Genomic DNA, 12,140 nt, shown 5'->3' with positions numbered 1-12,140 from the left:
TAGATGAAGAAAGTAAGGCTCCTGCAATCTATTCATTTAAAGTTTGTATTGATTTATGTGCTGCTCATTTTAATTGCGATGCAAATTATTGGGGTCTATTTTGCACGACAATTAGAAAAAGAATTAGTTAACAACTTTCGAACGTCTCTTCAAGAGCGGACAGACTTGCTGACGTATAATATTGGACAAGAAATGGTGAAAAATCGTGATGATGATTCACCCACTCTTGAGGAAGACTTAAAGACTATTTTACGAGATTTTGCTTCAAGACCCAATTTAGCTTCAAATGATATGAATGACATCTCTGAAGTAAGAGTCATTGACCAAAATAGAAGAATCATTGCTACATCGAACTCAAATCCTCAACAGATCATAGGTAAAAAGACTAATGATTTAGCGATTACAAATGCGTTGTTAGCAGGAACAAACTCTGATAATGTATTTGTTGATCAAAGCGGACAGCGAATCAGAGTTATGATACAGCCTATTCGTTTACAGGATAAAGTAGGTGCCAGTCAATCAAATTCAACTAATAAAAATGGAAAAGTTCAGTCTAGCGAAGAAATCTTAGGTGCTATTTACTTAACAGCTTCCATGGAGCCTGTTTACGATCAAATGAGTAATATCAATCAGATCTTTAAAGCAGGTACGGTGATTGCTCTTTTTATTACAGCTATTTTAGGCGTGTTTTTAGCTCAGACGATTACTCGTCCAATGTCTGAAATGAGAAAACAAGCACTTGAGATGGCCAAAGGAAATTTTACTAGAAAAGCTAAGGTATACGGGTATGATGAAATTGGTCAGCTAGCTCTCACATTCAACAACTTAACAAGAAAGCTTCAAGAAGCACAGGCAACTACAGAAGGGGAGCGCCGTAAGCTTAGTTCGGTATTAGCTCATATGACGGACGGCGTTATTGCCACGGATCGAAAGGGAAGAGTAATTTTAATTAATGATCCAGCTGCCGCTATGCTAAATGTTTCACGTGAAACGGTTTTGTCTGATCCAGTTGTTTCCCTACTAGATCTTGAAGAAACGCATACGTTTGAAAGCTTGCTCGCTAATCAAGAGTCATTAATTTTGGACTTTAGTACAAAATCGGATCCCTTTATTTTAAGAGCTACCATTTCCGCTATTCAAAAAGAGACCGGTTTTATTAACGGGATTATCATTGTCTTGCATGATATTACAGAGCAGGAGAAAATTGATCAAGATCGCCGAGAATTCGTAGCGAATGTTTCACATGAATTGCGTACGCCGTTAACAACGATGCGCAGTTATTTAGATGCGCTTGCAGAAGGAGCATGGCAAGATAAGGACTTAGCTCCAACATTTTTAAATGTAACGCAAACGGAAACAGAACGAATGATTCGTCTCGTTAACGACTTGCTTCAATTATCTAAGCTAGATAGCCAAGACTACCGATTTAGTCGTGACCCAATCAATTTTGTGAAGTTCTATCATTACATCATTGATCGCTTTGAAATGACAATTGAACAAGGCATTTCGTTCGTGCGCGACTTGCCAAATGAAGCAATCTATGTCGCTATCGATCAAGATAAAATTACACAAGTATTAGATAACATTATTTCCAATGCAATAAAATATTCACCTGAAGGCGGAACCATTACATTTTCAATTGCTCAGCATACGCATGAAATTGTTGTGAGCATTAAAGACCAAGGTATGGGAATTCCAAAATCAAATTTAGCTAAAATTTTCGAACGTTTCTATCGTGTAGATAAAGCACGAACGCGTAAATTAGGCGGAACAGGATTAGGGCTTGCTATTGCCAAGGAAATTATTGAAGCACATGATGGACGTATTTGGGCAGATAGTCAGGAAGGAAAAGGAACAACGATTTACTTTACTCTTCCGATTGAAAGTGAGAATGATGACGAATGGGAATGAGATATGAACATATCAAAACGGCCATCTTAGTTGTTCTCGTCGCTTCCAGTTTAATTATGACGTATCATATATGGACGTATCAGCCTTCTTATAAGGTCATTTCAAAAAATCAACATTTGCAGGAAGTTGAAGTGAGTTCAAAAAGTAAAATAGAAGATCATATTCTTCCAACAGAAGTTCTCTATCATCGAAACGATAATCACTACATGTCTCACGACGAAGATGATGTAAACAAATGGGTAAATGAAATGAAAAAGTGGAAATTTTCGAACGTGACGGACGTTTCGGATGCTATTTCTCCTGATGGATTTTTAAATTATGTCCATGGCAGTAATTCTATTGAAGTGCTGTATCCAGACGCGCTGCCTTTGAAAACATTTCAACAGCTTTTTTCATTTTCTCAAACGTCTTTGCCTAATCAAACATTTGACCGTGTACTCATTAAAATTAAGCGTACACCTTCATTTTTCGTGAGCGTGTATCTTGTGAATTATGAGCAAAAAAAGATTTATTCGGTTACAGTCAAGAATTTGGCCAAAGATGATATCAAAGAATTAGAAGATAAGATGAAACGTACGTATGCCCCGAGCTTTGTATATAAAGAAAACAAAAATCGGTATATCTTCCTTCCAGAAAACAATATCACGATGAATAGTGAAGTCTACTATACGAGCATGAGGCATTTAGATATTGAAAAATATAAGGAAGCGCTTTTTAACAACCCAGACTATGCACGGAAAGAAACGTCTACAAACCGAGATGTCTACACCGAAGGTACAAAAGTGATTAATGTTAATACGAAGACAGATGTGATGGAATATGTGAATCTTGTAAATTCCACGACCGAAGTAATGGAAGATTATAATTTAATAAACCGCAGCTTTAGCTTCGTTAATGACCACGGCGGCTGGACGGAATCTAATTACAGGTTCAACAGCTGGAATCGTATTACAAAAGAAATTAGCTATCGTTATTATAAAGATAACTATCCAGTGTACAGCAATCAGGGAATGACTGAAATATATCAAAGATGGGGAAATGCGGAGATTTTAAATTACCGTCGTCCTCTTTATCGTTTTGTGAGAGTACAGGATTCGAGTGTAGAAAAGCTGCAGTCATCTCAAAAGGTGATTCAATTAATTGAAAAACACCAAAACTTTGACCCGAATCTGTTAAAAGATATTTCAATAGGCTATCAGCTAGAAGAAGTCTCCCAGCAGCCAAAAACCGGTGAAAAGACGGTTGAGTTTAATTCTAACTCTGTCAAACTCGTTCCTTCTTGGTTCTATTATTATAATAGTAAGTGGTATCGAATTGCACCGCCGACCGAAGGAGGCGATAACGATGGATTGGAATAGAACAAAGACCATCTTTATTTTCACTTTCTTGATCCTTAATATTTACTTAGGCTATCAGATTTTTAAAACTCATCAAGAAGATCAGTACTCTCTATTTGTGGAGTCGAGCGTTGAAGAACAATTAACGAGTGAAGGCATTGAATATAAACATTTACCTGTAGATGTGAAGGAAGCTTCGTCGTTAAATGCTAAAAGCAAACTGTTTAAAGATGAAGATTTAAAAAAGCTTAAAGAACAAAAAGCAGCGCTGCTTGAGGAAAAAACAATTCGAAGTGTACTAGACAAACCTTTTTCAGTACCTGAAAAAAGTCCCGAAGCAAAGCTAAGTCAATTTCTAAAACGGTATGTGCTCTCGGGTAAGGATTATGAGCTATGGAATGTTAACAAAGAGAAAAAAACAGTTACATTCTTTCAACAATATAAGAAGCATAAAATCTTTGATAATGAAAATGGCATGATTATTGCTCATTTAAATGATAAAGGTGAAATTATTTCGTATGAACAAACAATGCTAGGTTCTGTGAAAACGTTAGATGATGAGCAGGATGTTTTAACGCCTTTAAAAGCATTAGAAAATTTGTTTTTGAAGGGTGAATTGAAAAAGAAAGATTCTGTAACAAAAGTAGAGTTTGGGTACTATACGTTTGATCTGCCACTACTAAATTCTCAAGTTTTAGCACCAACTTGGCACATTGTTGTAAATGGAGATACGAGTTATTTTGTAAATGCCTTTGAAGGGCAGATTATTAAAAAAGGAAATAAATAAGTATTTGGAGTGAGATAAATGAGCCTGCATTTCAGCGTGCTAGCGAGTGGGAGCACAGGAAATGCGATTTTAGTAAGTGATGGAGAACATTCCTTACTAGTTGATGCAGGGCTGAGCGGAAAACAAATGGAAGCTCTATTTCAACAAGTAAATCGCAATATCCCGGATTTATCAGGAATTTTAGTGACTCATGAACATAGTGACCATATTAAAGGACTAGGTGTTCTGGCACGTAAATATAAGCTCCCTATTTTCGCAAATGAAAAAACGTGGAACGCAATGGATGGCTTGATTGGCAACATTGATACAGAACAGAAGTTTCACTTTGAAATTGGCCAAACGAAATCGTTTGGTCAATTGGAAGTGGAGTCTTTTGGCGTTTCGCATGATGCTGCAGAGCCTATGTTTTATGTCTTTCATCAAGGATCTAAAAAATTAACCCTTATTACGGATACCGGCTATGTAAGTGACCGCATGAAAGGTACGATTAAAAATAGCGATATGTACGTATTTGAAAGCAATCATGACGTTGAAATGCTGAGAATGGGGCGATACCCTTGGAGCATTAAAAGACGAATTCTAAGCGACGTGGGACATGTATCAAATGAAGACGCGGCTCTTGCAATGGCAGATGTGATTGGAGATCAAACCAAACGCATTTACTTAGCGCATTTGAGTCAAGACAATAACATGAAGGAAATTGCCCGCATGTCGGTTGCACAAGTGTTACAACAGAAAGACATCAATGTAGAGGACAATATTCTCCTATGTGATACTGATCCAAAAAGACCAACTGATATTGTTTATGTATAGTCTCTAGAAAGGAAGCGAAAAATAACTTCATTTAGTACGTGAATGCATACATTCACGATGATAAATGAAGGGTTCGGTGATAGTGTGGAACATTATGATGAAGGCCAAGAGCCAAATAGTCGGCCGCCTAAACGCCGCAGAGGATATTTCGCTTCTGCTCTGATTGGAGCAATTATAGGTGCACTTATTGTACTGCTTCTTATGCCAGCCTTGGTGAGGAACGGGATTTTACCAGATGGGTGGATGACGGATGAAAATAGAGATGAACAAACAGGGTCTACCATTCAAAAGTCAGTATCTCTTGACGTCACTACGGCCGTCACAAAAGCTGTTTCTGAAGTCAATGCAGCAGTTGTAGGAGTTGTAAACATTCAGAACTCTGAAAGCTTTTGGAATGATGAACGAACTGATGCCGGGACGGGCTCAGGTGTTATTTACAAAAAACAAGGCAACAAAGCTTATATTGTGACAAACTATCATGTCATTAAAGGCGCTAACGAAATTGAAGTGAGCTTCAGTAACGGTACAAGGGTATCGGCTAAAATTCTTGGCAGCGATGATTTAATGGACTTAGCAGTTCTTGAAATTGACGCAGGCCACGTGACAAAAGTGGCTACCTTCGGAAATTCTGATAAGCTTAAAGCTGGTGAACCAGTGATTGCGATCGGAAACCCGCTAGGCCTTCAATTTTCTGGCTCCGTTACACAAGGAGTTGTCTCAGGGGTTAACCGTGTCATTCCTCAAGATTTGAATGGCGATGGAAATCCTGATTGGCAATCAGAAGTTATTCAAACAGATGCCGCCATTAACCCTGGTAATAGCGGGGGTGCTCTTGTTAATATTGATGGTGAATTAATCGGTATTAATTCCATGAAAATTGCTCAAGAAGCAGTAGAAGGCATTGGTCTTGCGATTCCAATCAACATGGCTAGGCCCATTATTAATGACTTAGAACGATATGGTGAAGTCAGACGTCCGTATCTTGGAGTTAGTACACTATCATTAAGTGAGGTATCAGGGTATCATTTAAAAGAAACCCTTAAGTTACCGCATGATGTAGTAAACGGAGTCGCTGTTCTAAAAGTTGAGCCAGGTTCGCCAGCCGCTAAAGCCGGATTAAAGGAATATGATGTGATTGTTGAGTTAGATCACAGCAAAGTAAGGGACATTGCGACACTTCGCAAACACCTCTACATTGAAAAAGAAATTGGCGATAAAATGAACGTAACGTTCTATCGCGATGGCAAAAAGAAATCCACAGAAGTAAAATTAACGCGTCAAATGAAGTAAAATAAAGTTATCCACAGGGGATAAACTCCTGTGGTTTTTTAATGAAAAGAATAGAGAAAGGAAGATAAATACATGAAGATATATTGCTGTTTAGAACATACAGAACTAGCGCTGGATGTAATGGTAGATGAGATTGAGCTAGCGCCGGTTTTTGAAAAAATAGAAAATTCCACTGACAAAAAAAGCTGTGAATATTGTGAAAATGAAGCTGTATATGTAGTAGGGAACTAATATTCTTATACAAAATGTGGATATAACATGTGGATATGTGGATAATATCTGTGGATAAGAGATAAAGGAGAGGAGAATAGCCTGTGAATATCTCTATTATAACCATTGGAAAGCTAAAAGAAAAATACTTAAAACAAGGTATTCAAGAATATTTAAAGCGTTTATCAAGCTATGCAAAAGTGGAAATTATTGAGCTTGCAGATGAAAAAGCGCCAGAAAACTTAAGTGAATCTGAAATGGAACAGGTAAAACAAAAAGAAGGAGAGCGCATCTTAGCGAAAATCTCAGACGATACTTATGTGATCGCATTAGCTATTAACGGAAAACAAAAGTCTTCCGAGGAACTCGCAAAAGAAATTGATTCATTAGCTACCTACGGAAAAAGCAAAGTAGCGTTTGTCATTGGCGGGTCGCTTGGTTTAAGCAGCGAAGTAATGAAACGCTCAAACGCAGCCCTTTCTTTTTCAAAGATGACGTTTCCTCATCAGCTTATGCGCCTAGTATTAGTAGAACAGATTTACCGAGCTTTTCGTATTATTCGAAATGAACCTTATCATAAATAGATCGTGTGGATATTTTTTCATTAAAAGCTGAGGCAGAAGGAAATGTAAAACCTTCTGCCTCAGCTTTTATCATATGTGGATAAATAGCATACGTCTATAAAAAAGAACAAGAGGTTCTTCTCTCCGATAAAATGTTAGAACAATTGAGTTTAAACAAACGAGATCTTATTTAAGAAACAGAAAAACCTTCGTCTTCTTTCACTCCAGCTCTGTCTTTAAACTCATCAAGCAACGCACGCACTTCGTCAGTTGTTTCCGTGCTCATGAGTAGATTTCTTAATTCACTTGCACCGCGGAATCCGCGAACGTAAATTTTGAAAAAGCGTCGAAGCGGTTTGAAAGGGCGCGGCTCTAATTCTTCAGAATACTTATCATGAAGATCTAGCTGCAGGCGAAGAAGTTCTAATAGCTCTTCGCTTGTGTGCTCTTTCTTTTCTTTTTCAAACGCAAACGGATTATGGAAAATTCCGCGTCCAATCATGATTCCATCAATGCCGTACTTCTCCGCAAGTTCAAGACCTTTCTGGCGGTCAGGAATATCACCGTTAATTGTTAGTAGCGTATGAGGCGCAATTTCGTCACGAAGCTTCTTGATCTCCGGAATTAACTCCCAGTGCGCGTCAACATCGCTCATTTCTTTTTTTGTACGAAGGTGAATAGAAAGGTTCACGATATCCTGTTCTAAAATGTGCTTCAGCCAGTCGTACCACTCATCAACTTGCGTATAGCCAAGACGAGTCTTTACGCTTACTGGAAGCCCTCCAGCTTTGGCTGCCTGGATAATCTCAGCCGCAGTATCTGGACGGCGAATCAGACCAGAACCTTTTCCGTTTCCTGCAACATTCTGCACAGGACAGCCCATATTAATATCAATGCCGCGAAAGCCCATTTCGGCCATGCCAATACTCATTTGACGGAAGTATTCAGGCTTGTCTCCCCAAATGTGCGCAACGATTGGCTGTTCATCATCTGTAAACGTCAAACGTCCTTTTACGCTATCTTTCCCTTTCGGATGGCAGTAGCTTTCCGTATTCGTAAACTCTGTAAAAAATACGTCAGGTCGTGCTGCTTCGGTCACAACATGGCGAAAAACGACATCCGTCACAGCTTCCATCGGTGCCAAAATAAAAAACGGACGCGGCAACTCATGCCAAAAATTATCTTTCATCTTATATCTAAACCCTTTCTTTTAGGGAAAACATATTCCCAAAATTAAAAAGTGTAATTTCTTTTATAAGGTTGAATGCTAGTATAAACTTCAACCAATATATACTTTAATGGTATGGGAGGAAAAGTGCAAGGGAACGAGTGGTTTTGTTTTGCTGGAAATACTTATTGAAACAACTTTTATATCTAGTATTAGTGGGGTGTAAGCAATTAAAAGCAAGCTTGAAGGCATGTACCGGATACTCGCGAATAAATATCCTAAAGCATTTGGTTTGTGTGTAGGCACTTTCTCCAAGGATATTATAAAGTATTCACCATAATTATGATTACGATAAACGATTTTATAAATAACTTCGACTATATAAAAAACCACGTCTGTCACTGCACAACAGACGTGGCTTCATTACGTATTAATGCTTTTTGTAAGGAGCGCCGTCCTTAGAAGGCAGTCCAGAAATGTATCCGACACCGCCAGTTTCTTGAATGCCGATGCTTTCTTTCATTGCATTAGCTAGCTCTTCTTTATCAACAGCGGTAATACTTTTGTCGCTGATGTCCTCGCCCGGGTGCTGATAGTTGCTTAGTACGTAGCGAGAGTTTTGAATGTTTTCTACTGCACGAAGTCCTGTTGCTTCTGCTCCCACTGGAACTGAAAGGATGCGTGATAGTTTTTTAGTTTTTACATTATAAGCCCATACGAAGTTGTTTGTATGCAGTGAGCTGTCTTCTCCGATAAACAGTGTATTTAAGTCATTTGAATACGTAAGGTTGTCAGGGTTGGCAATTTTATTTGGGTCCGCTGTATTACCGTATGCATCTGCTTTTTCTAGGTCTTGTCCAATCAGTAGCCCTTCCATGCTTGCAGGAACGTAGCGACTGTTAATCTTGCCGTTTGCTAGGTCTTTTTGATGCGATCCTAAGTTCAGCTGGTAGGTCACACCAGACTCTAATTTTGGAAGCTGGATATCATCTTGTACAGCGCCAGATTCTTTTAGCATGGCACTATTTTGGTAAGAAATAGCCATATACGCTTTTTTGTCTTTTTTGTTAACCGTTAGTCCTTCCATCTTGTTGAATTCAGATGTTGCACCTAAAATTGCACCGTATCGGCGTGATTCTAAAAAGGCAGCTGCTTTTTCCATACCAGGCTTTACTTTTAGGTATTCAACTTTTTTACTTGCAGCGGTTTTCACAGCTTTAAATCCTTTTTTAGGCTGGTCAGCTGTTTCAAAAATATCACTAAATTTTGTGCCTTTGTCGATTATTGTTTTCACTTCATTGTCTGTTGCATGGCCAAGCTTAATCCATTGAAGGTCGCCTTTACCTCCATTTTCTGTGCTCGTTTGTTTAAACTTTGCCGCATAAAGAGTTCCTGCTGAGAAGTCTTTTTCCTTATCTGCTACATACATAAACATCATGGTATTAGACCCATCGTCTCCAAAAAGAGCGGTTTTGTTATCTGGAAGTACCTGCATCATTTCGTGTGAAAAACGGCCTGTGCTGTAATGTTTTACGACGGATGCATGGCCGCTTTCATCCACTGAAATTTCTGGAATCCAGCCGTAGTAGTAAGGGTTCGCTTTTGACGTGTCGCCGAAATAAAGCTTAGCGAAGTTCGTGACGTCTTTATAAGAGCTGGACGAAGGATCTTCAAAAGCACGTGCATCGGGCTCATATTCTTCTGAACCAAGGTGAGTACCCCAATCCGTTGTAGAGCCATTACACGGCGTCCACAAACCATTTACATTGGAAAAATCAATTTTTTTAGCATGGTTGACCGTTAATTTTCCTGTTTTATCATCTCGGTCAACTTGTGTAAGCGTCATTGAAGCGGGAAGACCGGAAATCTCTTTTCCAGCATCATTAACAGATTCATATTCATAATGTGAAATAATATAAGACTTACCGTTGATGGTGATAAAGCTGTTTGAATCCGGTGCGTCTGATACGTACGGTGATGGCTTATCGGGAACGCTTCGGTCAATAATCGGATCCCCGTTTGCATCGATCGGTGTACCTGCGGCGATTAATTCCCCTTTATTATCGACAATTTTATCTTTTGAAAGAAAGAGCTGGTTATAGCTAAGCGGCGTTTCTTCAACGCTTCCATCTTTATACGTTACTTTTACAGATGCCTCTGTATACGTTTTAATCATATTTTCAATCGTAGTAGGTGCTTTCATTGGCTGAAACTCGACGCTTTTGATTTGTTTTGGATGTTGAACTGGGTGATGCTCTGCTGCAAAAGCAGAAGCGGCACTAGAAGCTAAAAGGGTGAGAGATAGTCCAAGAGATACTCGTTTTTTCATGGTTGATAACCTCCAAATTGTATTCATACACTTATTAAATCATTTGATTGTTGAGGAAATATAAAGAGAAGCGCTGGATTTGTTGAGCTGTTGTTAAGAACGTTGAACATTTATATGACAAGTTTAACTAGAAGTTATTCAGCTATCTTTCAGAATTTGTTCAGATAGCATTCAGCCGGACTTCACAGTGCATTCATGTGCCGCTCTTACAATAAAGACATAGCTAAAGGCGACAAGAAGCGCTTTGGCTCATACAGCAAAATTGAAAGGTATTTTAGCAGAAAAAAACGTCACTCAGTTCGATGCTTATACGGGGCAAGAGTACTCATAATTTTTTATCTTAAAACATAAAACATACATTTCATTTTTTATTCATATCAAGCAGAGGGTGTTTCAAGGCATCCTCTGCTTTTCTATTTATAACTAGAAACGGGGCTGTTTATCTATGTTAAGATAAATGTAGATTATTGTTGTAAAATGGATAGAACTAGAATGAAATAAATTAAATAGATAGGGTGTACACATGAGAAAAGAAGTACAAGTTATAGCCAAAGAAGCTTTTATTAAAAAAGTGAACAAGGGTTATCCACTCATTGAAAAAGATGCGCTTGTTGATGGTCATAAACTGCAAGAAGAAGGGGTTATTATTAACTTAGTCACTCCCAAGAATCAATTTTTAGCCAAAGGCTATTATGGAAAACAAAACAAAGGCTACGGGTGGATTCTTACGAAGAAGAAAAATGAGCAAATTGACGCGGCGTTTTTTGCTAGAAAAATTCAGCAAGCTATTTCGTCTCGTCATGACTTTTATGCGTCTGAAGACACAACTGCTTTTCGCGTATTTAATAGTGAAGGTGACGGAATCGGCGGCTTGATTATTGATTATTATGACGGATATTACGTCATGAGTTGGTATAGTGAAGGAATTTATCAATTTAAAGAATACGTCATTGAAGCCTTAAAGTCTGCGCCTAACTTTAAAGGGCTGTACCAGAAAAAACGTTTTAACGTAAAGGGGCAGTATATTGAAGAAGATGATTTTGTAGCAGGGGATAAAGGTGAATTTCCTTTAATTGTAAAAGAAAATGGTATTCGTTTTGCCGTTTACTTAAATGACGGAGCGATGGTGGGAGTCTTTTTAGATCAGCGAGACGTCCGTAAAACGATTCGAGATAAATATGCAAAAGGAAAGACCGTGCTAAATATGTTTTCGTATACAGGCGCATTTTCAGTGGCGGCCGCTCTTGGAGGAGCTGCGAAAACAACAAGTGTCGATTTAGCCAATCGCAGCTTGGCTAAAACAATTGAGCAATTTAGTGTAAATGGAATTGATCACGAAGCACAGGACATTATCGTAGAAGATGTTTTCAAGTATTTTAAATATGCGGTCAAGAAGAACATGACCTTCGATCTTGTGGTGCTAGATCCGCCGAGCTTTGCCAAGTCGAAAAAGCATACGTTCAGCGCGGCAAAAGACTACAAAGATTTATTAAAAGAAGCCATTGCTCTTACAAAGCCAAATGGTGTCATTGTAGCATCTACGAACGCAAGCAATTTTGATATGAAAAAATTCCATTCGTTTATTGAAAAAGCTTTTAATGAAAAAGGGGAACAGTACAAAATGATGGAGCAGTTCGCTCTTCCAGCTGATTTTAAAACAATAAAAGAATTTAAGTCAGGTAATTATTTAAAAGTCGTGTTTATTCAAAAAGTAAATCGCTAAATGCAAGGC

10 protein-coding genes are annotated in these 12,140 nt (G+C 38.4%); 8 read left to right on the top strand and 2 right to left on the bottom strand.

Annotation, left to right across the window (positions count from 1 at the left end; all coding sequences use genetic code 11):
- Window positions 1-3 precede the first annotated feature (3 nt).
- The 7 genes from walK (at window position 4) to rlmH (ending at window position 6,932) form a co-directional block, all read left to right on the top strand.
- Window positions 4-1,911 carry a cell wall metabolism sensor histidine kinase WalK gene (gene walK / locus AC0KUU_RS23080; protein WP_013059906.1) on the top strand — a complete coding sequence of 636 codons (1,908 nt, stop codon included), beginning with the start codon at window positions 4-6 and terminating at the stop codon, window positions 1,909-1,911.
- Complete coding sequence (locus AC0KUU_RS23075; RefSeq protein ID WP_028409756.1) at window positions 1,902-3,269, top strand: YycH family regulatory protein; 1,368 nt, start codon at window positions 1,902-1,904, stop codon at window positions 3,267-3,269. Before walK ends, AC0KUU_RS23075 begins: the two co-directional genes overlap by 10 nt.
- The gene (locus AC0KUU_RS23070; protein ID WP_043977594.1) at window positions 3,256-4,035 is read left to right on the top strand and encodes a two-component system regulatory protein YycI; all 780 of its coding nucleotides are present in this window, start codon (window positions 3,256-3,258) and stop codon (window positions 4,033-4,035) included. The genes AC0KUU_RS23075 and AC0KUU_RS23070 overlap by 14 nt, the downstream gene beginning before the upstream one ends.
- Before the next feature lie 18 nt (window positions 4,036-4,053).
- Window positions 4,054-4,848, top strand: a complete 795-nt coding sequence (locus AC0KUU_RS23065; protein ID WP_014457688.1) for an MBL fold metallo-hydrolase — start codon at window positions 4,054-4,056, stop codon at window positions 4,846-4,848.
- Between the two features lie 57 nt (window positions 4,849-4,905).
- Window positions 4,906-6,138, top strand: coding sequence for a S1C family serine protease (locus AC0KUU_RS23060; protein ID WP_043977633.1), 1,233 nt, complete (start codon window positions 4,906-4,908; stop codon window positions 6,136-6,138).
- 72 nt (window positions 6,139-6,210) lie between these two features.
- Window positions 6,211-6,369 carry a CxxH/CxxC protein gene (locus tag AC0KUU_RS23055; protein ID WP_063611556.1) on the top strand — a complete coding sequence of 53 codons (159 nt, stop codon included), beginning with the start codon at window positions 6,211-6,213 and terminating at the stop codon, window positions 6,367-6,369.
- 83 nt (window positions 6,370-6,452) lie between these two features.
- Complete coding sequence (gene rlmH, locus AC0KUU_RS23050; RefSeq protein WP_043977590.1) at window positions 6,453-6,932, top strand: 23S rRNA (pseudouridine(1915)-N(3))-methyltransferase RlmH; 480 nt, start codon at window positions 6,453-6,455, stop codon at window positions 6,930-6,932.
- 169 nt (window positions 6,933-7,101) lie between these two features.
- Here rlmH and AC0KUU_RS23045 read toward each other — a convergent pair whose 3' ends face one another.
- Both AC0KUU_RS23045 and AC0KUU_RS23040 read right to left on the bottom strand, forming a co-directional pair.
- The gene (locus tag AC0KUU_RS23045) at window positions 7,102-8,100 is read right to left on the bottom strand and encodes a tRNA dihydrouridine synthase (protein ID WP_028409752.1); all 999 of its coding nucleotides are present in this window, start codon (window positions 8,098-8,100) and stop codon (window positions 7,102-7,104) included.
- A 409-nt stretch (window positions 8,101-8,509) separates the two neighbouring features.
- The gene (locus AC0KUU_RS23040; RefSeq protein ID WP_322552512.1) at window positions 8,510-10,408 is read right to left on the bottom strand and encodes a PhoX family protein; all 1,899 of its coding nucleotides are present in this window, start codon (window positions 10,406-10,408) and stop codon (window positions 8,510-8,512) included.
- A 523-nt stretch (window positions 10,409-10,931) separates the two neighbouring features.
- Here AC0KUU_RS23040 and AC0KUU_RS23035 point away from each other — a divergent pair.
- Window positions 10,932-12,131, top strand: a complete 1,200-nt coding sequence (locus AC0KUU_RS23035) for a class I SAM-dependent rRNA methyltransferase (protein WP_043977586.1) — start codon at window positions 10,932-10,934, stop codon at window positions 12,129-12,131.
- Window positions 12,132-12,140 lie beyond the last annotated feature (9 nt).

This window comes from Priestia sp. ST2 (genome assembly GCF_055810735.1).
Note: the sequence above shows the minus strand (reverse complement) of the source record. Positions and strands in the feature narration are given on the sequence as shown.